The sequence below is a fragment of the Allocoprobacillus halotolerans genome, from assembly GCF_024399475.1.
In the GTDB taxonomy this organism is placed as follows: Bacteria; Bacillota_I; Bacilli_A; order Erysipelotrichales; family Coprobacillaceae; genus Allocoprobacillus; species Allocoprobacillus halotolerans.
Map to the genome: position 1 here is coordinate 1344633 of NZ_CP101620.1, position 23605 is coordinate 1368237.

General features: G+C 32.1%; 19 protein-coding genes, 9 tRNA genes and 1 pseudogene. 11 read left to right on the forward strand and 18 right to left on the reverse strand.

Annotated features, from left to right (window positions below):
• Positions 1-318 precede the first annotated feature (318 nt).
• From NMU03_RS08005 to NMU03_RS08070, 14 genes are all read right to left on the reverse strand, one after another.
• Entirely contained in the window at positions 319-2175 is a 1857-nt protein-coding gene (locus NMU03_RS08005; RefSeq protein ID WP_290142114.1) for a vWA domain-containing protein, read from the reverse strand.
• Positions 2172-3815: an AAA family ATPase gene (locus tag NMU03_RS08010; protein ID WP_290142115.1), complete on the reverse strand. Its 1644-nt coding sequence runs from the start codon at positions 3813-3815 to the stop codon at positions 2172-2174. The genes NMU03_RS08005 and NMU03_RS08010 overlap by 4 nt, the downstream gene beginning before the upstream one ends.
• Before the next feature lie 106 nt (positions 3816-3921).
• Positions 3922-3997, reverse strand: a tRNA-Glu gene (locus tag NMU03_RS08015).
• A gap of 7 nt (positions 3998-4004) precedes the next feature.
• Positions 4005-4080 (reverse strand) — tRNA-Asn (locus NMU03_RS08020).
• Between the two features lie 10 nt (positions 4081-4090).
• Positions 4091-4163: transfer RNA gene (locus NMU03_RS08025), tRNA-Gly, on the reverse strand.
• 8 nt (positions 4164-4171) lie between these two features.
• A tRNA-Leu gene (locus NMU03_RS08030) sits at positions 4172-4260 on the reverse strand.
• 16 nt (positions 4261-4276) lie between these two features.
• A tRNA-Lys gene (locus tag NMU03_RS08035) sits at positions 4277-4351 on the reverse strand.
• A gap of 6 nt (positions 4352-4357) precedes the next feature.
• Positions 4358-4441, reverse strand: a tRNA-Tyr gene (locus NMU03_RS08040).
• Positions 4442-4446: 5 nt separating this feature from the next.
• Positions 4447-4522: transfer RNA gene (locus NMU03_RS08045), tRNA-Thr, on the reverse strand.
• Between the two features lie 3 nt (positions 4523-4525).
• A tRNA-Val gene (locus NMU03_RS08050) sits at positions 4526-4601 on the reverse strand.
• A gap of 4 nt (positions 4602-4605) precedes the next feature.
• Positions 4606-4681 (reverse strand) — tRNA-Gln (locus NMU03_RS08055).
• A gap of 110 nt (positions 4682-4791) precedes the next feature.
• Positions 4792-6072, reverse strand: coding sequence for an aspartate aminotransferase type Ic (locus NMU03_RS08060; protein WP_290142116.1), 1281 nt, complete (start codon positions 6070-6072; stop codon positions 4792-4794).
• Between the two features lie 75 nt (positions 6073-6147).
• The gene (locus tag NMU03_RS08065; RefSeq protein ID WP_290142117.1) at positions 6148-7272 is read right to left on the reverse strand and encodes a sensor histidine kinase; all 1125 of its coding nucleotides are present in this window, start codon (positions 7270-7272) and stop codon (positions 6148-6150) included.
• Positions 7269-7964, reverse strand: a complete 696-nt coding sequence (locus NMU03_RS08070) for a response regulator transcription factor (RefSeq protein WP_290142118.1) — start codon at positions 7962-7964, stop codon at positions 7269-7271. The genes NMU03_RS08065 and NMU03_RS08070 overlap by 4 nt, the downstream gene beginning before the upstream one ends.
• 238 nt (positions 7965-8202) lie before the next feature.
• Between NMU03_RS08070 and NMU03_RS08075 the strand changes: the two genes are divergently transcribed.
• The 3 genes from NMU03_RS08075 to NMU03_RS08085 are packed head-to-tail and all read left to right on the forward strand — an operon-like array spanning position 8203 to position 10580.
• Positions 8203-9519 (forward strand): PTS sugar transporter subunit IIC, encoded by a 1317-nt coding sequence (locus tag NMU03_RS08075; protein WP_290142120.1) that lies wholly within the window; start codon positions 8203-8205, stop codon positions 9517-9519.
• A gap of 22 nt (positions 9520-9541) precedes the next feature.
• On the forward strand, positions 9542-9811 hold the full coding sequence (locus NMU03_RS08080) for a hypothetical protein (RefSeq protein WP_290142122.1): 270 nt from the start codon (positions 9542-9544) through the stop codon (positions 9809-9811).
• A gap of 49 nt (positions 9812-9860) precedes the next feature.
• Positions 9861-10580, forward strand: a complete 720-nt coding sequence (locus NMU03_RS08085; RefSeq protein ID WP_290142123.1) for a 6-phosphogluconolactonase — start codon at positions 9861-9863, stop codon at positions 10578-10580.
• A 184-nt stretch (positions 10581-10764) separates the two neighbouring features.
• Here the strand turns inward: NMU03_RS08085 and NMU03_RS08090 are convergent, their stop codons facing one another.
• Positions 10765-12168 carry an IS110 family RNA-guided transposase gene (locus NMU03_RS08090; RefSeq protein WP_290137705.1) on the reverse strand — a complete coding sequence of 468 codons (1404 nt, stop codon included), beginning with the start codon at positions 12166-12168 and terminating at the stop codon, positions 10765-10767.
• Between the two features lie 340 nt (positions 12169-12508).
• Between NMU03_RS08090 and NMU03_RS08095 the strand changes: the two genes are divergently transcribed.
• Entirely contained in the window at positions 12509-13915 is a 1407-nt protein-coding gene (locus NMU03_RS08095; RefSeq protein WP_290142124.1) for a 6-phospho-beta-glucosidase, read from the forward strand.
• A 76-nt stretch (positions 13916-13991) separates the two neighbouring features.
• On the opposite strand, the gene NMU03_RS08100 is transcribed toward NMU03_RS08095, so the two are convergent.
• The 3 genes from NMU03_RS08100 to NMU03_RS08110 form a co-directional block, all read right to left on the reverse strand.
• Entirely contained in the window at positions 13992-14855 is an 864-nt protein-coding gene (locus NMU03_RS08100; RefSeq protein WP_290142125.1) for a MurR/RpiR family transcriptional regulator, read from the reverse strand.
• A 26-nt stretch (positions 14856-14881) separates the two neighbouring features.
• Positions 14882-15253: a hypothetical protein gene (locus NMU03_RS08105; RefSeq protein WP_290142126.1), complete on the reverse strand. Its 372-nt coding sequence runs from the start codon at positions 15251-15253 to the stop codon at positions 14882-14884.
• Positions 15254-16236: 983 nt separating this feature from the next.
• A complete protein-coding gene (locus NMU03_RS08110) occupies positions 16237-16662 on the reverse strand; it encodes an IS1/IS1595 family N-terminal zinc-binding domain-containing protein (protein WP_290142128.1) in 426 nt (141 codons plus the stop codon).
• Positions 16663-17583: 921 nt separating this feature from the next.
• Here NMU03_RS08110 and NMU03_RS08115 point away from each other — a divergent pair.
• From NMU03_RS08115 to NMU03_RS08145, 7 genes and pseudogenes are all read left to right on the forward strand, one after another.
• Positions 17584-18297 (forward strand): MurR/RpiR family transcriptional regulator, encoded by a 714-nt coding sequence (locus NMU03_RS08115; RefSeq protein WP_290142129.1) that lies wholly within the window; start codon positions 17584-17586, stop codon positions 18295-18297.
• 158 nt (positions 18298-18455) lie between these two features.
• Entirely contained in the window at positions 18456-19796 is a 1341-nt protein-coding gene (locus tag NMU03_RS08120) for a PTS sugar transporter subunit IIC (RefSeq protein WP_290142130.1), read from the forward strand.
• Positions 19793-21216: pseudogene (locus NMU03_RS08125) on the forward strand (6-phospho-beta-glucosidase). The gene NMU03_RS08120 and the pseudogene NMU03_RS08125 overlap by 4 nt, the downstream one beginning before the upstream one ends.
• The gene (locus tag NMU03_RS08130; protein ID WP_290142134.1) at positions 21216-22091 is read left to right on the forward strand and encodes an ROK family protein; all 876 of its coding nucleotides are present in this window, start codon (positions 21216-21218) and stop codon (positions 22089-22091) included. The pseudogene NMU03_RS08125 and the gene NMU03_RS08130 overlap by 1 nt, the downstream one beginning before the upstream one ends.
• 23 nt (positions 22092-22114) lie before the next feature.
• Positions 22115-22753 carry an RDD family protein gene (locus tag NMU03_RS08135; protein ID WP_290142135.1) on the forward strand — a complete coding sequence of 213 codons (639 nt, stop codon included), beginning with the start codon at positions 22115-22117 and terminating at the stop codon, positions 22751-22753.
• A 55-nt stretch (positions 22754-22808) separates the two neighbouring features.
• The gene (locus NMU03_RS08140) at positions 22809-23162 is read left to right on the forward strand and encodes a MurR/RpiR family transcriptional regulator (protein ID WP_290142136.1); all 354 of its coding nucleotides are present in this window, start codon (positions 22809-22811) and stop codon (positions 23160-23162) included.
• A gap of 14 nt (positions 23163-23176) precedes the next feature.
• On the forward strand, positions 23177-23533 hold the full coding sequence (locus NMU03_RS08145; RefSeq protein WP_290142300.1) for an SIS domain-containing protein: 357 nt from the start codon (positions 23177-23179) through the stop codon (positions 23531-23533).
• The last annotated feature ends 72 nt before the right edge of the window (positions 23534-23605 follow it).

Consider the following 23605-nt stretch of genomic DNA (forward strand, 5'->3'; position numbering starts at 1 on the left):
GCATTTGTGTTGTCATATAGCAACTTTTGACACTACCATATAGTATAAGAGGTGAAAATGATGAAATTAAATCATATATTTATACAAATACAATGGATATTGATAGCTATCACAGGCATATTTTTGTTTATGAATTGGAATGGGAATGTTATTGTTTTTATGGTATGGGGATTAGCTATATTATGTAATGCTTTGTGGATGAGAGATAAACGTATTACAAATATAGAATATGCTTATTCACGTTTATTGAAACGCTATCCTTATATATGGATAGCGATAAGGGTAATATTGATTTTTATAATGTGTTTGTATGTTATTTTAGATTGCAATATCTTTAAGTTTTTGGATTAACATATCAGGTAAGGTTTCAATATCTTCAATAAATAAAGCATTGGGATAAGTTTGTGTAATTAAAGGAGCAGTTTGAATACCAATTCCAATCACATCTATATCTTTATCTTTTTTATAGAGTCGAGTCAGTTCATGAATATGCTCAACACCATGGGTATCACCATCAGATAAAACAAAGACAAAACCTTTTCTATGTCTTTTGTATTGGGCAAGTTTTTTAAGAACATATTCTAAAGCAATATCTTCATGTGTGCCACCAGATGTATGCATTGCATAAATGCAATTTAATAAATATCTTTTTTGACAATCTTGAAATGCAATGATTTCTGTAAGTTGAACTTGTGTTTGTCCTAAGGCTTTATGTGCAGAAATACAGAAAGGAATTTTAAGTGTCTGTAAAACTCTCGCAAGTTCAAAACAACCTTTCATGGTATTGATGATTTTTTCACCTCTCATAGATTCACTTGTATCCACAAGAATATAGACACATAAATCTTTTTTCTTACCTTGCTTATGTTCTTTAAATACACGACCATCCAATGTGGCACGATAGAGATTTTGTTGATCTAATTGCTTGCCATAATCCAATCTATGTTTGGTTTGGCTTTTGGAAGCATACATTCTTTCACGTTTAAATAATCTGGCTAGTTTATTACTTCTTATAATACTTTCATTTTGACTTCTTAAAGCAATCGCTCCATATTGGGTAGGGGTTGTTCTTTCTAAAGGGGATAAAACAATCGATTGTTCAATAGTGGATTGATATGTTTTGGATTGAAAAGATTTTTCTTGTTGTTTCCTTTGTTTTTCTTCACGTCTATGAATCTCTTGTAAGATTTGATGATTCTGTGTTTTTTCAGCTTCGTTTTCAAGTGATTCAATACGTCTAAAATCTTCCTCTGAAAGATCAAGCTGATATTTTGTTGGAGTTTGTTGAGGTTTGTCTTGAGAGGATGAACCTTTTTGAAATTGAACAGCAATTTCACTTGCCATTTGAGAGAAAAGACTTTGTGTCACACCAGCAATCTTAGAACCATTTTGAATTGTATCAAAAATTTCTTTCACCGTTTCATCCATAATAGGTTGACATAACGATAAAATATCTTGTGCAAGTTTTAAACGTTCTTTGGTATTGTGTGTTAATAAACGAGCTTTAATAGCAAGTTTTCTAATGTCTTCAAAACTTTCAGGTAAGTAATGAGGTAAATAGATAATACTTTGATTGAGTTGAAAACGATAACCATAAGTACAAATGACCATAATTTCTTTGATGATTTTATCCATTAAAAAGGTTGTATCTTGTTTGGATTGTTCGCTTTGCATAAAATGGTTGATGATAGCTTGTCTGGCATACATTAATGCATTCCATGTTTCAGGATATTCTATTCCTAAAGCATTCTCTATGGCACCTTCTTCAATGGCTTTTAAGACAAGTGGTAAATTGGTTTGATATACATACCTTGTGAGAATATTTTTTAGATCAGGATAAGCTATTTTTTGATCTAAAAAATATTTGGTAGCATGATTGGTTTGATGCAGTGTCTCTTTGGCATCTTCATAAGTCTTGGATAAAATAGAAAAATTACTATAAAGTAATGAGGCCAATTCATGGAATAATAATCCTTCCATAACCATTTCGTAGCCTTGAGGATGGAAGTTTGCTAGATAACGATAAGGTGCTTTTTCACCAAGTGTAATATATCCATGATGATTTTGAATCTTAGAACTATGTTCAATACTTTCATCAATTTGGAGATGGATGGGCATACGTGCATATAAAACTGTATCTTTTTTGAGTTTGCTTTTTAATTCAGACGTTATCATATTTCATCTTTCTGTTGCATAAATTCATGAACAATTAAAGACATAACTGATGAAGCAGGACCATTTGTCGCAAGAATTTGACGAGCATCTTCTAAATTTAGTATTTCATCATCTTCTTCAGCTAATTCTGAAATGATTGTGACAAGGCTGGCACGAATCACATCACCATCTAAATCAACAGTTTTATTTGCCCAGTTTAATAAAGTTCTTAAATCAATTCTTTGCGTTGTTTCGTTTCCTTCATTGATAATCACATTATGGAAAGCATCGAGTAATGTTGCCATCTTTCTTGCAATAATAGCTTCAATTCCTGTTTCTTTGATAATAATTTGAGCCATTTTATCAATTGGTAATTGACTGATTTTTATTTTATTTTGAATGCGTGATTTATGAGAGAGGTTCATTTCATTTGTTCCAGTATAGCCAATATTCATACTTTCCCCAAATCTAAAGAAAGGATGTGCATGAATGATTTCACCATTATCTAAGATTTTCTGTTTTGTACCATCTAAAACATCATTCAATGATGAAATAATATCACTATCCACCATATTAATTTCATCAAAGATAAACATTCCTCCATACTTCATCATTAAACTTAATGGACCATATTCAAAAACAGTTTCACCATTTCTTAAAACATATTTACCAAATAAAGTGGATTCATCAATCGAACGACTTCCAACCATTTTTAAAGATGGTAAACCCAACGCTCCAGCAATACAAAGCAGTTTGGTTGTTTTTCCAGTACCAGAAGGCCCATAGTATAAACATGACCATGTTTTTCCTCTTTGAAAAGATTTGATTAAATCAAAATCATTTTGATCTAAATATTCACGATTTTGCATATAGAGTTGTTCGTTGCTTTTTATAGATTCTTGAAGAAATAAAGGGAGTTTTTGTCTTTCTTGTTTGGAATAAAGAGGACATATATCTAAAATTGTATAAGATGAAGAAGATAAAGATTGATAAATTTGTTGTTTTGATTGTAAGTCTAATAAAAGTTGTTGAGGATCATTTTGAAATAAATAAGTTGGTGTTAATGATTGGGTATTAAAGGTAATATGGAGATGTTGCATGAGTTCTTCTACGGAATCATAATGTAAAGATAGAAAACAATCGTGTTGTTGGAGAATATCTTTTAATAATTGAATAAGGCTTTGAGCGATATGTAAAACATATTTATATTCATTGGCATCCCAATTATTACCCTGATGATGGTTTGACATTTTGAGTTGTCGCCAGTTTGTATAAATGTCTTCAAAGGATTCAATTTGATAATGGTTATAAATATAGTTAATCGCAATGAAAAGTAAACGATAGAGACTATCGTTTTGTTGTTGAGTTGTGGCTATAATAAAACGTTGGTCATGTAAAGAGTATTCAAGATAGGCTTCCTTTTGGTTTGCGTGAATCATTTGAAACAATAAAGACTGTTCATGAATAAAGAGATAAACATCATCTTCATTGTCAACGCTATGGACAATGCTTTGAATGGCTTTTGCTGTTTCATATTCATATGGATAAGTTGTTCCTTCAATAAGTTCAAGAGATTCTTTTTGACCGTAAAGAATTTGGTCACTATGGTATCCTGGGGAAATAGAGTAAGGTCTATATTGTTTAAGTTCATCGAGTATCATATTTATCGCTCCTTTTCTTGTTTCATATTATAACATGAATCCAACATATCACAAATTATGTGCTTATATAAATAAAAAACGATCTTTCGATCGCTTTGTTTTCATATGGTGACCTGTACGGGATTCGAACCCGTGAATGCATGCGTGAAAGGCATGTGAGTTAACCGTTTCTCCAACAGGCCACAAAAATGGCGCTTGAAGTAGGACTCGAACCTACGACCGATCGGTTAACAGCCGATTGCTCTACCAACTGAGCTATTCAAGCGTTTTATAAATGGAGCGGGTGATGGGAATCGAACCCACGTAGTCAGCTTGGAAGGCTGAAGTTCTACCATTGAACTACACCGCATTTGAAATGGTGCCCAGGGCCGGAGTCGAACCGGCACGGATTTTAAGGTCCGCAGGATTTTAAGTCCTGTGCGTCTACCAATTTCGCCACCTGGGCATATATCAGTTTTTAATGGTGACCGCAGGCGACTCGAACGCCTGACCCTCTGATTAAAAGTCAGATGCTCTACCGACTGAGCTAGCGGGTCAAAAGATGGTGGGGAGGGGCGGATTCGAACCACCGAACCGAAAGGAACTGAGTTACAGTCAGCCGCGTTTAGCCACTTCGCTACCTCCCCGTATATGGTGCCGGCTAAAGGACTTGAACCCTCAACCTACTGATTACAAGTCAGTTGCTCTACCAATTGAGCTAAGCCGGCAAATGGTGGAGGTTAACGGGCTCGAACCGCTGACCCTCTGCTTGTAAGGCAGATGCTCTCCCAACTGAGCTAAACCTCCAACATGGCTGGGATAGCTGGATTCGAACCAGCGCAATGACAGAGTCAAAGTCTGTTGCCTTACCGCTTGGCTATATCCCAACAGTGCTTATTTAATATATCAATTTTTTTGAGTATAGTCAATATTTTTTGAACGAAAATTTGATTTTTTTCATATTTCCTATTTCAAAAGAAAAGATGAATCCACAGATTCATCTTATTTCTAATAATTTTTCAACACTAACAAGTTTTACACATAGGACAAAAAGATCAGTTGCCTGTTTCAATTCTTCTAAAGGTGGGTAAGAAGGTGCAATTCTAATTATAGAATCATGTGGGTCTTTTCCATATGGGAAAGTTGCTCCAGCATCTGTTAAAATGACACCAGCCTCCTTACATTTTTGAACAATGTCTTTGGCACAATCTTGAAGTGCTTCAAAAGTAATAAAATATCCACCCAATGGTTTTGTCCATGTTCCAATTTGTAAATCAGCTAATTCTTTTTCAAAAATATCAATAACCATTTCAAACTTTGGTCTTAATAAGTCAGCCTGTTTTTGCATATGCTCAGTTAAACTTTCAAAGTTTTGGAAATACTTAGCGTGTCTTAACTGATTCAATTTATCATGACCAATAGATTGTACAGTCATATGTTTTAATGTATCTTTTTTATTATTCATAGAAGTTGCCATCGCTGCCACACCAGCTCCTGGGAAAGTGACTTTAGAAGTTGAACAGAATTCAAACACCATATCAGGATGACCAGCATCTTGACAAGCTTTTAAAATATCTTTGACATGACTTTGCTTATCATTATAAAGATGATGAACGACATAGGCATTATCCCAGAAAATTCTAAAATCTTTAGCAGCTGGTTTTAAATGTGCAAATCTTTCAACGACTTCATCACTATATGTAATTCCAGATGGATTAGCATATTGTGGGACACACCAGATTCCTTTTACACTTTCATCTTCTTGAACATATTTTTCTACTAAATCCATATCGGGACCATTATCATCCATTGGAATTGGAATCATTTCAAAACCAAAATGTTCAGTAATCGCAAAATGACGATCATAACCTGGTACAGGACATAAAAATTTAATTTTATCCAAACGACACCAAGGTGTATTTCCTAAATAACCATGTGTATAACCACGACTGATTTGATCAAACATGATTGTTAGACTTGAATTGCCATAAACAATAATCTGATCAGGTGTTGTTTCTACCATATCAGCAAAGAACTTCTTGGCCTCATCAATACCATCCAAGATCCCATAATTACAATAATCCTTTTGTTTAGAAAAATCATAATGACTATTGATTGTATCTAACATTGGCATAGAAAGTTCAACCTGTGAAAAATCAGGTTTTCCACGTGCCATATTTAACTGTAAATGCAAATCTTTCATGTCTTGATATTGTTTTGATAATTGTTGATGTAAAGTTTTTAATTCATCTTGATTCATCTCTTGATATGCTTTCATTGTCTATCCCTCACTTTGAAGTCATTGTACCTTTTCGACGCATAAATTGCAATCTTTATTTTTATTAAAAATTTTTTATTCATTTACTTGTAATCTATGTAAAATCACAACAAACGTTGTCTTATCTTTATGACTGGTTGCTAGTATTTCTCCATTATGAATTTGAACAATATTTTTCGCAATCGCTAATCCTAAACCTGTTCCTCCTGTTGAAGAAGAACGTGAGGCATCACTACGATAAAACTTATCAAATATATAAGGTAAATCAGCACTGTCAATAGGATTACCATAATTCCTAATTTTGATAGTGACTGTTTCATCATCATTTAAAACTTCAATCTTAATCTTTTTACCATCTTCACCATATTTAACAGCGTTAGATAATAAATTATCAAAAACTCTCGCAATTAACTGACCATCACCTTTAATAAATAAATTGTTTTGACTGATTTTCACTTCTGGGGTGATGTGATGTTCCTGAAATGTTGGATAAAATTCATCCACAATCTGTAAAACTAACTCTGTAATATTGATTGTTGTCATATGTACTTTAACATTAGCTTGATCTAAGCTTGTAAATTCAAATAAATCATCCATCATACTTTGTAATCTTTTGGATTTTTCATAAGCCACACTAGAATATTTTTGGATTTCTTCTTTTGTTAATTGTTGATTGTTTTTAATTAATTCTAAATAACCAACAATTGTTGTCAGTGGAGTACGTAAATCATGTGCCACATTTGTAATCAAATCATTTTTCTGCTTTTCAGCATTTCTTTCAGCATCATAAGCCATACGTTCATTTTCTTTAAGAATTTCACTTTCTTTTTCTTTATCACTTAAAGTTTTTGCAAGAGCATTAATATTGGCAGCTAATAACCCTAATTCATCATCATATTTAATTGGTGCTTCAACTTCATAGTCACCAGCTGTAACCTTTTGAATCGTACCACTTAAAACATCGATATACTTTAAAGTAATGTTCATTAAATCAGAGAAAGTTACTAAAAATATTAATAAAGAAATCAAAAACGCAAAAATGTATAACCATTCATAAGGTAAGTCGAAGAAATTCGTATGTTCAAATATAATCATTAATGCCGAGTCACATATAAAAGCTATAAAATAAGCCACAATAATATTAATAAATAAACGCCAACGAAAACTACTGATAAATAATCTTTGTAATTTTTGAATCATAGTTCAAATTTATAACCTACGCCCCAGACTGTTTTAATATGTCGAGGATTTCTAGGCTGCCTTTCTATTTTTTCTCTTAGTTTTCTAATATGCACCATAATTGTATTATTAGAATTATTTGATTTCATCTGCCAGATTTTTTCAAATATATCATCAATAGAAAAGACTGTTCCTGGTTGACTAGCTAATAAAACAAGAATTTCATATTCGATTCTTGTAAGAGCTAAAGGCGTTCCATCCAAAGTCACTAATTTCTTTTGTGTATCAATGATTAAATCAGTAGCCTCAATTAAATGAGAAGAATGATTGATAGGTTTATTTAAAACATGATAACGACGTAATTGTGATTTCACTCTGGCAACAAGTTCCATCGCATTGAATGGCTTGCTGACATAATCATCTGCACCAGTCAGTAAGCCTTCAATCTTATCCGAATCAGCTGTTTTGGCTGACACAATAATCACAGGAATATTATATTGTTCACGAATCATTTTTAAAGCTTGAATGCCATCAATTTCAGGCATCATAATATCTAAAATCACAAGATCAATTTGATACTTGACAATATCTTCAATCAAGGTAAAAGCATCATACCTTTTTTCAACCATATAACCTTCTTGGGTTAAATAAATTTCAATCAAATCAGTAATTTCTTTTTCATCATCTACCACAAGTATATGAGGTGTTTCCATTGCTTATCGCCTCCTAAACATATTATATAGAAATTCATAAAAACAACAATCATTTTCAAGAGAAAAACTGTATTGTTTTGATTCATCATACAAGAGTATGACGGAAAATTGGAAAAAAATTTTAAAAAAATAATCAAAAATGAGAAAATATTGAAAGAAAATGCCATTGATATGACAAATAATTGAAAGCGTTATCATTTGTTTTTTATAATAGCCCTAGAAGAGGAGGAAAAGAAAAATGAAAGACAAATTAATGGAAGCTATTTTAAAAGTAGCAGAAAAATTACAAACAAACCGTTATATGTCAGCAATTAGAAATGCTTTTACAGCATTATTGCCAATCACGATTTGCGGGGCATTTAGCGTTTTGTTTACAAGCGTTATCTGTACACCAAATGAAAAGGGAATAAGTTTAGCTAACTTTGAAATGTTTAGTTGGTTAGAAAACTTAAATCCAATGTTTAATGCTGCATATTATGCTACATTAAATTTCTTGACTATTGGACTTATTGTGTTGATTGCCATAGAATTGGGGAGATATTATGGATTTCAACAAGATATGACATTACCTTTAGTCGCACTTTCTTGTTATATCACATTATGTGCTACAAGTGTACAAGCTACAAATGATGATGGAATTGTATTTGATGTTGCAAATGTACTTGCAGTGAATTATACAAATGCACAAGGGTTATTCATGGCTATGATTTCAAGTGTTCTTTCTAGTGAACTTTATATGAGATTTGTTCGAGGGGGAAAACTTAAAATTTCTTTGCCTGAAACTGTACCAAGCAATGTAGCGAATGCATTTAATGTATTGATTCCTGGAGTTGTCACAATTTTCATTATTTCAGGTATTGGATTATTATTTGATACTGTTTTTGGATATTCTTTCTACGATGCGATTACAAAGTGGATCCAAGCACCACTTACAGGAGTATTGACAGGATTACCAGGATACTTATTATTGTTCTGGGTATCTACATTATTATGGGTTGTAGGTATTCATGGAACACAAACTTTAGGAGCTATTTATTCAGCACCAATGTTATTAGCATTAACAGAAAATACAGATGCTATTACAAAAGGACTTGAACCAACAAATATATTAAATACAGGATTTATTAGTTGTTTTTCAATCATTACAGGAGCAGGGCTTACTGGTGGTTTATTAATAGCAATCTTGTTGTTCTCAAAACGTGATGACTATCGTACGATTGCAAAATTATCAATTGCACCAGCTGTATTTAACATTAATGAAACAATGACATTTGGATTACCAATTGTATTGAATCCTATTTTAGCGATACCATTTATGCTTGCTCCAGTTGTTTCAGCGACTTTTGCATATTGGATGACAACCATTGGTTTTGCGCAAGTGATTTCCTTCCAGGTTCCTTGGACAACACCTGTTGGGATTATGGCATTCCTCGCTACAGGAGGACATATTGGAACAGCAATTACACAAATTATTTGTGTGGGATTATCTATCTTGATTTATACACCATTTGTACTTGTTGCAAATAAGCAGGCATCAATAGAAGAAAGCGCATAACAATAAAATGAGAGGAAAAAACATGAGTAAAGTAGAGTTGACAGAAACACAGAAAAATATTATTCAAATAAGAAAAAGAATGAATCGTCGTGCTTTTGAAGAAGAAAAGTTTAATGGTTTTACAAAAGAAAAAATGTGGACATATTTATGGGTTTTCCTTTTTACGCCTTATGGTATATATCGCTTATTTGATAAGAAAAACGAATTTCTCTATCAACAAAAGGTCGCATGGTTAATAGTGGCTATTGTATATATGGTTTGTATCATTAATCAATGGATGAGAATTTTTTAAAGTATATCCCAGATGATGTTTTTCTGGGATATATAGAAAGGGAAACGATATGAAATTAATTATAGAAGAAAATGAACAAAAGATGAGTGAAAGTTGCATGCATATTGTTTTAGGTGCAATGATGCAAGATAAACGTGTTAATATTTCATTAACATCAGGACGTTCTCCAAGAAAAATGTATGAAATGATGATTCCTTATGTGAAAGATCAAGATAAATTTAAGGATATTCAATATTATATTTTTGATGATGGTCCATGGAAAGGACAGGAGCATGGACCTATTTGGGATGAAATGCATGAGTTGTTTTATACGCCAGCTCATATTCCAGATTCACAAATACATTGTGTTACTGAAGATAATTGGGAAACATATGATGAAGAAATCAGAAATGCAGGCTGTATAGACGTCATGGTTATTGGTTTAGGATGGGATGGACATTTTTGTAGTAATTGTCCACGCTGTACACCAATGGATAGCTATACTTATAAAATTTTACGTGATGATCAAGTGAAGGTGAATCCAACATATCGTCCACGTGATAATATTCCTTATGTTTATACGATGGGACCTAAAAGTTTGATGCGTGTTAAACATTTGGTTATGATTGTTAATGGAAAAGAAAAAGCAGAAATCTTGAAGCGTATGTTAGATAGTGAAATAAGTGATGAATTGCCTTCAACTGTCTTAAAATTACATCCAAATTTTACAATTATTGCTGATCAGGATGCAGCGTCATTGTTAAATCCTGAAGATTATAGAAGATATTAATAGAATAAGACAAACTATTAAATGTCAATAATTAATTTAAAAAAATGATTTTAATAGTGTTTGTCCTGATTTAGAGGAGCAATCCGATGTTCTTTGATGTTTTTAGTGGATTTTTGGGTGCACTAAAAACAACTTCTCAAAACTCAGTGTTTGAAAGCTCTTACATTTTAGGTTTTCTTTGTTTTTAAGCTACTGATTCCGTTGCTTCGTTCCTATAAACAAAGCGATGGATTTCACCATTGATATCAGAATACTGATAAATCTGTTTTCTGGTATTCTTTGGAAAATCTAAAGATATTGAATTGAAGAACGTATTTCGGGTTTCTTCTGGTAATCGCATGATATTTTCATGCATGATTATAAAACTGCTTTCGTTTTTCATGATTGAATAGATATATCTGGCAATGCGATTGGCAACTGCAATGACCGCTAATTTATGACGCTTTTTATTTCCGTTCTTCACTCTTTCAAATAAGTGTTTAAGAACAGGATTATGTCGTCTGGCAAATTCGGCAATCATGTAAAGAGCGTGTCTCAGGTATTTTGAGCCTTTCTTGGAAATCTTGCCCATGATTTCCACAGACTTGCCAGAACGCTTGTTACGTGGTGATGAACCACTGTAAGAGACATAATGATCAGCATTTTTGAATCTGAAGATGTCTCCGGTTTCAGCGATGATAACAGCGGCAGTCAAAGGACCACAGCCAGTGATGGTCAACAGCAGACTGTAAACATTAAAAGTGGCAGCAAGCTTTCTGATATCTTTTTCAATCAGTTTCAATTGTGTACGAATATGGATGATGCTTTCAACAGTGTTGGAAATAACATATCTCATATGATCGGATACATGTGGAACCAGTGTATCCTGAGCATAATTGAAAAGCTTATCAATCTTATCCATACTGCAGCGATGTCTAGTTGCTTCGTAAACAAGATGAAACACTTCATTTTTGGAAGCATTTATGATATCATGCGAAGTAGGATATTGAGATAAGACAGCCAGGAAAGCAGCTGATTTAGGTTCAAAAACATACTGAAGTTCAGGGAAATAACAATCACAAAGGGCAATGAGACGGTTAGTTTCCTGAGAATAGAGTTTTTTAATCTGATAGTGTCTGTGAACGAGAGCCTTAAGATCTTGATATCCGTTTTTGTTTTCAAAAACAGAATCTGAAACATATTTGACCTGATCATCAGTACCGATAATGGAACAGATGGTTTGAGCATCCAAAGGATCAGATTTAGATATATTATGGCTTTCTCTCCATTTATTAACGAAATCCGTATTAAGCTGATGGATTTCTTCATCGCTATTACAGTTTTGTTTAATAAAGGTGTAGATATTAGTAGAATATATGCCAGTGACTTCCAAAGCAAAATAAGTGTGGAGACAGTACTGATCACTGGAATACTTTCTAACAGTATTTAAAAACTCAACAACTTCAGATTTAATAAACTTAAAAGATAATTTTTTTCTAAGGAAATGAGGTTTGACCGATCTTAATTCAGGGACAGCCAGAACAGCAGCATCAGCCTTGCCTTTAGAGACATCAATGCCAACATAAAGATTGTAATTGTAATTTTTCATAAAAAATGACCTTCTTTCTAAAGTATGTAAATGGTTTTGAATTGCACCTCTAAATCAAGACAAACGCAACCTCGTAAATGCGGAGACAAGTGAGAATACACTGCTGCAACAAACTCATTCGGGTATAAAGTACGCCTTGAACAGAGGATTAAGTCTTTTAGAAGTGAACATAACAAGATGGCCGCAGGAGAAAAGAATAAAACCTTGATTCAAAACGAAACTATTATCTTAAAAGAGAGTGTAGAAGCAAGGATTTTTTAAACAACTGAGATATCTCAGTTGTTTAAAAAGAGAAATCCTTAATTCAAACTTCTATACATATTATACGAGGAGAAAAATGATGGAAAAGAAGCCTGTAAAAATTGTGACTATTGGTGGTGGAAGTAGTTATACACCTGAATTAATGGAAGGATTTATCAAAAGATATGATGAACTTCCAATCAAAGAAATCTGGTTAGTTGATATTGAAGATGGTAAAGAAAAATTAGAAATCGTTGGGACAATGGCTCAACGTATGTGGGATGCATCTCCTTATGATGTGAAAGTGCATTTGACTTTAGATCGCAGAGAAGCTTTAAAAGATGCTGACTTTGTCACAACACAATTTAGAGTTGGCTTATTAAATGCTCGTATTAAAGATGAAAGAATTCCATTGTCATATGGGATGTTAGGACAGGAAACCAATGGCGCTGGAGGAATGTTTAAAGCTTTAAGAACAATTCCGGTTATTCTTGATATTGTAAAAGATATGAAAGAATTATGTCCTGATGCATGGCTTGTTAATTTTACAAATCCAAGTGGAATGGTAACTGAAGCTGTCATGAGATATGGAAAATGGGATAAAGTCATTGGATTATGTAATGTACCAGTTGGAGCGATGATGAAAGAACCAAAAATGATTAATAAATCATTAGATGACTTGACATATAAGTTTGCTGGATTGAATCATTTCCATTGGCATAAAATATTTGATAATGCAACAGGGCATGATATAACACAAAAAGTGATTGATGCTATCTATGATCCAAATGTAGATGATGGCACACCAAAAAATATTTTCAATGTCAAATTTTTTAAAGAACAATTAGATCAAATGCAAATGATTCCATGTGGATATCATAGATATTACTATCGTCAAGAAGAAATGTTAGCACATGCTTTAGAAGAATATAATGATCCACAGGTTGGAACAAGAGGACAACAAGTCAAACAAACAGAAGCAGAACTCTTTGAATTGTATAAAGATCCTCATTTAAATTATAAGCCAGAACAACTTGCAAAAAGAGGTGGAACACATTATAGTGACGCTGCATGTGAAACTATTGCATCTATTTATGCTAATAAAAATACGCATATTGTTGTATCTACAAAAAATAATGGAGCTATCCCAGATTTACCAACAGATTGTACAGTAGAAGTATCTGCATATATTGGCTCAATAGGAGCTAAGGCTATTGCTTTTGGAGAATTACATCCAGCTGAAAGAGGATGGCTACAATGCATGAAAAATATGGAATTGTGTGTAGAAGAAGCAGCAGTAACAGGTAATTATGATTTGTTACTTCAGGCATTTATTTTGAATCCACAAGTTGTATCAGGGACAACAGGAAAACGTATTATGGATGAATTATTGATTGCTCATAAAAAGTATTTACCACAATTTGCTGATAAGATTGCTCAGCTTGAAGCTGAAGGTGTAACAATCAAAGACGATATTGCTAGAGAATTAACTGAAAAAGGATTATAAAAAAGACCACTTAAGATGAATCTTCTTTATTTGTCTATTCAAATAAAGAAGATTTTTTTCATGAAGTCGTCTTGTATTATGTTCTATCATTACGTTCTTTAATCACTTTATTTTCAAAATGATGGATATAATTGATATTTTCTTCATAATCTTTCATAAAGAGAAGCATATAAATGTTATCTAATAGAAAGGTCATAGATATTTTAGATGCAAATGCACCTTGTTTAATCACATCATTTTCACCATGATTTAAAATGACTGCATATTTACAAAGTTTAATAAGAGAAGATTTCTCGTTTGAAGTAATCAAGATAACGGGAATATTAAGATTAATATTTTCAAAAGCCCAATTCTTGACTCTTGAACTTGATGCATTATTACTGATAATTAAAGCAATGGGATTTTTAGATGATTTGAAACGATGGACATTTTCAAATCCGATTTGAGTATTGCAATAGATAGGGAGTCTTAGTTTTTGACATTTAAGAACAAAATCTTGTGCAATTAATAATGAAGAACCCACCCCATAGACAGTAATGGCATCTGAGCGGTAGAGGAGATTGGCAATATTTTTGAGTTGATCAATATCTAAAGAATGGTACACATCAGCAATGATTTGATGATACATTTGATAGAATCTTTTTGGAATATCATTTTCATGAATTTCTTGTTCAATAGGCATATTAATTTCAATACGTTTCTTACTAAGAACTAGGGAATTAAGTTCTGATGCAAACTTGATTTTAAAATCTGAATATCCCTTGACACCTAATTTTTTTGTCAATCTCACGATACAAGAAGTTGAAGTATAAGTGGCTTTTGCTAATTCATCAACACTTAAATTAATAACTTTTTCTGGATTTTTTAAAATGAATTCAATAACAATCAGTTCATTATGCGTAAAGTTTTTATGATCTTTTAATTTATTAAATAATATCATTTGTACCTCTATCAGTAATAGCTTTATTACTTTTTATTCAATTTCCATTGAATAATACGATGCATCAATTTTTTAGAATTCTTCTTTTGTTTGTTATCAAATTCAATTTTATAAGATGTAAATAACGCATTGATTTTTCCAGTAGGATCTTCAATAATATAAAAACCAGAAAAAATTCCTTCTTTTTTTGAAATATCATGAGCATCAAAAGGAAGATAGTAATAATAGTCCTGGGTATCATCAATGATTTTTAAAAGATTATTATGGATTCCAACAACATAATAATTCTTACCGTCTGTTAAATCAACTTGCGTATCATCTCCTTTAAATTGCACAATACCCATATATTCAAGCATTTCTACATGATTTGTTTCTAAATTCAATCTTTCTACTAACATATTTATCCTCCAATCGTATTTTGAAAGCTATACTCATATAAATATTTTAGTCAAAAATGATGATAAATACAATGAAAAAATCTTCAATTAAAGGTCATTGATAAATGTTTGCTTATCAATGATATGATAAGCAATAAAAAATGGTTTAAAGAATAGAAAAGGTACATCTAATCTTCGTGATTGGTATATCTTGTTTATGGTTTTCATAGATAAAATAATGGTAAACGTCAATCCTTAGGCATACTATCTTCAGAGTTTGTGATTATAATATAGATGTAGAAATGGGTATGAGAATCGTACATTTGATGTGATGGGATAGGTATTATTTTTTTGTCTATTAAATCATGAAAAATCATCACACAGTCTATTGATTGGAGAAAGATGATTTATCATAAAATAACCTATGCGCAAGCAAAGAATAATTAAAATGCTCATAATAGCTAATAAAGAAATCATGGATTGATAAGTTAACATATGCAAAAGATATATACATAAATTAAAAATCCTAATTTGCACCGTGTTGGTTTTCTTATTTGAAAAAGTACCATTTTATCAGGTTTTAGAAATAAATACATCTCTATATTTAAGTGTTTTGGGGTTGTTTATTGCTCTAATCAATAGCTTTTCAACTTTTTCCAGCTTGTTTGTTGGTGGATTCATTATGAATGAATATAGATTTAGATAATTTTGCAAATCATCTCTATCAAAACCACTATGTGCTTTTAGAAATCCTTGTAACATCCTGCATTGTTGATTTTTTTCGTTTAATGGATTGTCTTTGTCTTTTAATTTCTTGCATTCATTTGCATCATAACTTTCTTCGGGTAAAGCCAGTTCTTTAATTAATATTTTATGTGATTTTTCTTTATCGTGTACAAGATGTGATTTGGATGCAATATGATTTATAAACGCTACTTTTGTTTTCTTTTGAGATGTTTTTCCTACACCCTCAAGAAAGGCATAAACATTCGTTCTATCATACCCTATGGCAATGCAATATTGATTTCTTGACAGTTCACGTAACTGCTTTCCATTTTTAGTTGCTTTTTTAAACTGACTACTGGATAATAAGTTTCATCTATCATGACTTTACCTTTTAAGATGATATCATCCTGATAATTTTCCAGTAACAGAAACAACTTTTTTAGCCAGTATTTGGTTGTCGTATTAGCATTTTTATTGGTTTTTGATGTCACATTCAGACTTTCATAACGGAATATATCTAAGCAGAATTCTATCCATTCAGTTATAAATATTTTTCGGTTATCAAAAATCGTATTGGTAATGATAGTAAACGAATGCTTACAGCCATTGCAAAAATATCGTTGAATTCCTGTTTTCGTATGTCCATGCTTGTGAATGTTGTGAGAATTACATAATCGACAGCAGTCAACAGAAAAAGAATTCAAAAGTGTTATTTCCTTTGAATTAGAGATATCAGGATGCTTATTATCATATTCCTGTTGATATCTTTTTTATAAATTCCTGCATAGGAGATAGTTTGTCTAGGTTATCCCAAGGTGTTTTTCTCCTGGAAGAATTACGTTTATATTTAGTTTTCATGGTGGTGCTCCTCTCTGCTTAAGTGAGTAACTATACAGAGGACCACCACAGACACAAATGCATAGTTACTCACTTAAGCATACTTGTATTTGCTTAAATAAGCTATGCATATTGTATCATAAATGGATGAAAACAACGACACAGTGCAAAAAATATGATCTTAAATTAAATAATATTAAAGGAATTATAATAAAGGAGTTCATGATAAATGATAGCCAGTATACCTTTCCTCTTTTATCCATCATTTCATATAATAGATGAAAGTTATAGATAAGAATAAGACACCAACAACACATAAGATCATTTGACGAGAAAAAATGAGTTTGTTCTTTGTTATTTGAAGTAATTCAATATGTTGAAAAGAGTTATTCACAGAAATATTCATAATGTGAAGTTAAGAAATGAATATTTTTAAATCATGGAAATTTTCACAAAAAAGTGTGTAAGCAACACAAGTTTTGTTTTGTATTTTGTGATAAGTCAGATGGTTGAAAACTTTTTGGAAGAATATCCAAAATATTGTGTGTATGGGTTTGATTAAGGATTGAAAGCAAAATTTCTTTGTCATTCATGAGTAAAGAAGAAAGATTGGCATAGGCTTGTTTGTTAAGGATATCTTGATAAAGAGAATTGGAATTTTGAAATTCATGAATAATTTTTGTCTTCAGACTGTGAATAGTAACGAAACGATTATAACAAAAGAAAATAGAGATGCTAATATTATCGTTTTTTAGGAAAAATTTGTTATAATGAAAAAGGTGATTATTATGTTTACAAAAGAACAAATCAAACAATTTAATGCTATGGATATGAAGATTTATGAATATATTATTACCCATGAATTAGAATTTCCTTATATGAGTATTCGCGAACTGGCTGATGGTGTTTCTACATCCACAGCATCTATTTTACGTTTTTGTAGAAAATTGGGTTATGATGGATTTAAAGAATTAAAATATGTCTTTAAAAATGATTTAAGAGAGAAATCGTTGTTGAAAAAATATGACTTTGCTGAAATTATTCATTGTATAGAAAAATTGGATAGTCCTTTTTATCGTGAAAAGTTTACTGAGGCGACAATGATGATTGGTAATGCTGATATTCTTTTGTTTATTGGAATAGGAGATTCGGGGATTATGGCTGAGTATGGAGCAAGATGTTTTACAAACTATGGCAAGTTATCTGTGGCAGTGAAAGATCCGTATTCAAATATGGCTTTTTCCGGAGAAAAATGTGTTGTTATGGCGTTATCTGTATCAGGTGAAACAGTAGAAACTATTGAAATGTTAAAAGGATGTCGAAAAAGTGGTTGTCGTATTATTGGGATAAGTGCAACGGAAAATAATACATTATCGAGATTAAGTGATTTAATGATTCCTTATTATATTAATAGAAAGCGTGTGAATGAAAGAGAATTAACTTCACAATTACCGGCTATGAGCATTATTGAAAAATTAGCTGGGATGACTATGGAGATGTAACAAATTGTTACAATAATGTTACTTTTTGTTAGAATTGAATGATTGTTATGAATGGGGAAACCCCTTTTTTGTTGAGTTGGCTTTGCTATAATGCAGACGTAGATAAGAAACCGGTTTCAAATTATCTGTCAAAACAACAGAATAAGGGAGGAAAAATTATGGACAAGATGCAAGCAACGATGGAAAAATATTTCGTTCCATTTGCTGCCAAAATCAATGGTCAGCGCCATGTAGCTGCGGTTCGTGATGCGTTTACGTTATCATTCCCACTTACAATGGCTGGGTCAATGGTTTTATTGATTAATTATGTTTTCTTAGATCCAAGTGGATTTATTGCGAGTTTACTTCATTTAGGAGATTTGATTCCAAATCTAGCTGATTATCAAGCTATTTTAAATTCAGTTATTAATGGGACAACAAATATCCTAGCAGTTTTAATTGCTTTTTTAACAGCTTATCAGTTAGCTGAAGAAATGGATGGAGATAAAGTTTTATGTGGTGTCACTTCTTTATCTGCATACTTCATTTTATATCCTGCTGCCAGAACTTTTGAAGATGGTTCAGGTACAGGTTTAACAACAACTTATTTAGGAGCACAAGGTTTATTCGTTGCTTTATTTGTTGGTTTATTTGTGGCAGAAGTTTTAACACGTTTAGGACGTAATTCTAAATTAAGAATTTCTATGCCGGCAATGGTACCACCTGCTGTTTCAAAATCATTTAACTTATTAATTCCAATTATGATTGTTCTTGGATTAACAGGTTTAATTAACTTTATCTTTAGTAATATTACATCTGATGGTATTCAAGTGTTAATTTACAATGTCATTCAAGCACCGTTAACATCTTTAGGAAGTTCAATGGGTACTATCTTAACATTTGTTGTGGTACAACAATTCTTATGGGTATTAGGTATTCATGGTCCAAATACATTAAGTGCATTACGTTCAGTGATCTTTACTGAACAACAAAATATGAACTTGGCTTATGTGGCAGCTAACGGAACTGCATGGGGTGCTCCTTATCCTGTCAACTGGGGTTCAATCAACGATGCATTTGGTAATACAGGTGGTTCAGGAGCGACTTTAGGTTTGATTATCGCGATGTTTATTGCAGGACGTAAAAACAAAGCACAATATCAAATTGCTAAAATGTCATTGGCACCAGGATTGTTCAATATCAATGAACCAATTATCTTTGGGTTCCCATTAGTTATGAACCCAATGTATGTTGTGCCATTTATATTGGCACCAGTTGTATGTAATATCTTTGGTTGGTTCTGTGTTGAAGTCATTAAAATTATTCCACCAGTTGCTTATAGTGTAGCTTGGACAACACCAGGTTTCTTGATCCCATTCTTAGGTTCAGGAGCGAATAATGTCATGGCATTAGTGATTGGTTTTGTCTGTGTAGCTATTAGTACAGTGATTTATTTACCATTTGTTATCGCAAGTACAAGAGCAGCCATCAAAGCTGAACAAGCAGGCGAAGGTGAATAGTTATGCAAGATAACTTTTTATGGGGCGGGCAGTAGCCGCCCACCAAGTTGAAGGTGGTTGGAAAGAAGGGGGCAAAGGACCTAATGTTTCAGATATTATGACAGTAGGGAGCCATGCCAGTCCAAGAAAAATCACACCAGTGATTGATGAGAATGAATATTATCCTAATCATGAAGCAATTGATTTCTATCATCGTTATAAAGAAGATATTGCTTTGTTTAAAGAAATGGGCTTTAAATGTTTTAGAACATCTATTTCTTGGGCAAGAATCTTCCCTCAAGGTGATGAAGAACAACCAAACATTGAAGGGTTAAAATTCTATGATGATTTATTTAATGAATTATTAAAAAATGATATTCAACCAGTTATTACTTTATCACATTTTGAAATGCCTTATGGATTAGTAGAAAAATATGGTGGTTGGAGAAATCGAAAATTAATTACATTCTTTGAAAGATTTGCGAGAGTATGTTTTGAAAGATATCATCATCAAGTGAAATACTGGATGACATTTAATGAAATCAACAATCAAGCGAATTATCAATCTGAAGTTTCAGTATTAACAAATTCAGGTATTCTTTTTAAAGAGGATGAAGATAAGGAAGAAGTTGTCTATCAGGCAAGTTTATATGAACTTATTGCCAGTGCCAAAGCTGTCAAAATTGCTCATGAAATTGATCCAAGTTTACAAGTTGGATGTATGATGGCAATGACACCGATTTATCCTTATTCATGCAATCCTGAAGATATGTTGAAAGCCGTTGGAGCGAACCATAAACGTTTCTGGTATGTTGATGTTCATGTGCGAGGAAAAATTCCTGGATATATGCAAACATTCTTTAAACGTAAAGGATATGCTATGGATATCACACAAGAAGATTTAGAGGCTTTAAAACAAGGTTGTGTTGATTATATTGGACTCAGTTATTATATGTCTTTTGCGACAAAAGGCGATGGTAATGAAAATCTTGACTACAATGAAGCAACTGATTTATGTGATAATCCATATATTCCAAAAACAAAATGGGGTTGGCCAATTGATGCCAAAGGTTTAAGATATACTTTAAACTGGTTATATGATCGTTATCAGATTCCATTATTTATTGTAGAAAATGGTTTTGGTGCTATTGATGTTTTAGAAGAAAATCATCAAGTTCACGACCAATATCGTATCAATTACTTAAAAGAACATATTATAGAAATGAAAAAAGCTATTGATGTTGATGGTGTTGAAGTTTTAGGATATACAGTATGGGGATGCATTGATTGTGTCAGTTTCTCTACTGGAGAAATGAAAAAACGTTATGGTTTTATCTATGTTGATAAAAATAATGATGGTTCAGGAACTTTAACACGATATAAAAAGGATTCTTTTGAATGGTATAAACAAGTCATAGCAAGTAATGGAGAAAAGTTATAATGAAATATCTTGTTTTGGATGTGGGTGGCAGTTCTATTAAATATGCTTTGATGAATGAACAGGCTCATATTGAAGAACGTGGTTCAATACCAACACCACAAGATACCTTAGAACATTTTATTGAAACAATAGGACAGCTCTATGATCGCTATCAAGATTGTATTGAAGGAATAGCTATTTCTATGCCAGGTATCTTAGATCCTCAAAGTGGTTATTGTTTTACCGGTGGTGTGTTGTCTTATATTCGTGAGATTCCAATGAAAGAAAAACTCCAACAACGTTGTCCTTGTCCTATTACAATTGGTAATGATGCCAAATGTGCAGGAGCAGCTGAACTTGGTTTTGGAAATTTAAAGGGCATTGAAGAGGGTGTTGTCATTGTTTTAGGAACAGCTATTGGAGGTTGTGTCATATCACAAGGTGAGGTACAATATGGAAAGCATTTCTTTGGTGGAGAATTTTCAATGATTTTCTCTCAAGGAATAGAAGGTGAAGATTTTTGGTGGGCAACCAATGGTATTCTTGGTTTGTTAAAATGTGTGCAAAAGTGTCTTGGTACAGATCAAGAATATAATGGTGTGCAAATCTTTGAAATGGCCAATCAAGGTCATTCAAAAGTTCAAGAAGCCATTAAAGATTTTGTAAGAATCTTAGTGAAACGCATTTATAGTTTACAATGTGTTTTAGATCCTGAAAAATTTGTTATTGGTGGTGGTATTAGTGCTCAACCTATTCTCTTTGAATATATTGAAGAAATTAATAATGAAATATTTGAAAACAATGACTATTATGTCAAACCAGTCATTGAACCATGTTATTATCGTAATGATGCTAATTTAGTAGGTGCATTATATCAGTTTTTAAATCAAGAATAAGGAAGGAAAGGAATAGATGTCAAATGAAAAACTTTTTTAATCAATTAAGAAATGAATCTAAAAATTCAACGAGTTATATCAAAAGATTTATCGCATACGCTATTGATTGGTATTTAGGAGGTGCATTAGCATCTATTCCTCTTATCCTTCTTTATATGTCTTTACATGAAGATGCCTCATACATACCACAAGTGATTACTATTTTTGAGGGCTCTTATCAGTTGATTGCAGGGTGCTTATCTTTTTCAGTGAGTTTACTCTATTATATTGGTATTCCACTTTATACAAAAGGTCAAACTTTAGGTAAGAAATTCTTAGGCTTAAAAATCGTTGGTGATCACTATGATGATATAACTGTTAAACAACTTCTTATAAGACAAGGAATTATGATTTTATTGGTTGAAGGAAGTATTTACACTGCAAGTAATATGTTACATCAAATGATTAATGTTGTGACAGGATTTAACTTTGCTTCATTGTATGCTTATATTGGTATAGTTATTAGTTTAATTTCTGTGATTTGTGTGTTTGTTTTTCAATCTAAGAAATCTTTACATGATATTGTCGCAAAAACTTTAGTGGTTGATATCAAATCACCACAATATGCATATGAAGTGAAGAAGAATAAAAAAATACGTAAAAAACAATTGAAACTTTCTTAAAACTTATTTAAACTGAACTTAAGGGTTCAGTTTTTTCTTTATAAGGGGTGATTTGATGATTACAATTGAAAAATTGAATACACTCAATGATTTAGAAATGGCGATTTATCATTATGTTGAAGCTCATCGTGATGAGGTTGTGAGAATGAAATTAAAGGATGTAGCAGATGTGATTCATGTCTCACCATCCATGGTCACACGTACAGCCCAAAAGATTGGTTTTGATGGTTTTGTAGAGTGGAAAACAGCTATTAAAATGGAAAATAAAAATCATTTACATCATAAAGAAAATAAATTAAATTATATTTTAGATTATTTTCAAAAAGTAGATAATAAAGAATTTGATGAAACAATAAATCAGGCTGTGCAAATGATTGTCAAAAGTCAAGAAGTTTTATTTTTGGTATAGGCATTTCAGGAGCCATTGCTAAGTTTGCCAGTTACTTATTTAATCGTAAGGGAAAAAGAAGTGCAGTTTGTGATGATTTTAGTATGCGTACGAATATTTATGATAAAAATGATTGTGCCATTGTTTTAACGGTATCAGGAGAAACAGATAAGATTATAGAACGTATTATTGCGTTGAAAAATGATGGTATTCGTGTAATCGTGATTGCTAATAGTGCGTCTTCATCTGCAGCTAAAATGGCTGATTTAGCTATTTGTTATTATGTGCCAAGTGATCGTAATCAATATTTTTATAGTTCAGCGACACAAGTTCCTGTTATTTATATACTAGAAACATTAGCTGATTCATTGATAGAATATGGAATTGAATAAATAATAAAAAATGATTGAAACGATAATTCTTTTTTGTTAGAATAAGAAAGGGCACTCTGGCTTTCCGTCAGA

Excerpts from the sequence above, each read along its gene's own strand:
- NMU03_RS08005 (WP_290142114.1), bottom strand. The coding sequence starts at position 2,175 with ATGATAACGTCTGAATTAAAAAGCAAACTCAAAAAAGATACAGTTTTA.
- NMU03_RS08010 (WP_290142115.1), bottom strand. The coding sequence starts at position 3,815 with ATGATACTCGATGAACTTAAACAATATAGACCTTACTCTATTTCCCCA.
- NMU03_RS08060 (WP_290142116.1), bottom strand. The coding sequence starts at position 6,072 with ATGAAAGCATATCAAGAGATGAATCAAGATGAATTAAAAACTTTACAT.
- NMU03_RS08065 (WP_290142117.1), bottom strand. The coding sequence starts at position 7,272 with ATGATTCAAAAATTACAAAGATTATTTATCAGTAGTTTTCGTTGGCGT.
- NMU03_RS08070 (WP_290142118.1), bottom strand. The coding sequence starts at position 7,964 with ATGGAAACACCTCATATACTTGTGGTAGATGATGAAAAAGAAATTACT.
- NMU03_RS08075 (WP_290142120.1), top strand. The coding sequence starts at position 8,203 with ATGAAAGACAAATTAATGGAAGCTATTTTAAAAGTAGCAGAAAAATTA.
- NMU03_RS08080 (WP_290142122.1), top strand. The coding sequence starts at position 9,542 with ATGAGTAAAGTAGAGTTGACAGAAACACAGAAAAATATTATTCAAATA.
- NMU03_RS08085 (WP_290142123.1), top strand. The coding sequence starts at position 9,861 with ATGAAATTAATTATAGAAGAAAATGAACAAAAGATGAGTGAAAGTTGC.
- NMU03_RS08090 (WP_290137705.1), bottom strand. The coding sequence starts at position 12,168 with ATGAAAAATTACAATTACAATCTTTATGTTGGCATTGATGTCTCTAAA.
- NMU03_RS08095 (WP_290142124.1), top strand. The coding sequence starts at position 12,509 with ATGGAAAAGAAGCCTGTAAAAATTGTGACTATTGGTGGTGGAAGTAGT.
- NMU03_RS08100 (WP_290142125.1), bottom strand. The coding sequence starts at position 14,855 with ATGATATTATTTAATAAATTAAAAGATCATAAAAACTTTACGCATAAT.
- NMU03_RS08105 (WP_290142126.1), bottom strand. The coding sequence starts at position 15,253 with ATGTTAGTAGAAAGATTGAATTTAGAAACAAATCATGTAGAAATGCTT.
- NMU03_RS08115 (WP_290142129.1), top strand. The coding sequence starts at position 17,584 with ATGTTTACAAAAGAACAAATCAAACAATTTAATGCTATGGATATGAAG.
- NMU03_RS08120 (WP_290142130.1), top strand. The coding sequence starts at position 18,456 with ATGGACAAGATGCAAGCAACGATGGAAAAATATTTCGTTCCATTTGCT.
- NMU03_RS08130 (WP_290142134.1), top strand. The coding sequence starts at position 21,216 with ATGAAATATCTTGTTTTGGATGTGGGTGGCAGTTCTATTAAATATGCT.
- NMU03_RS08135 (WP_290142135.1), top strand. The coding sequence starts at position 22,115 with ATGAAAAACTTTTTTAATCAATTAAGAAATGAATCTAAAAATTCAACG.
- NMU03_RS08140 (WP_290142136.1), top strand. The coding sequence starts at position 22,809 with ATGATTACAATTGAAAAATTGAATACACTCAATGATTTAGAAATGGCG.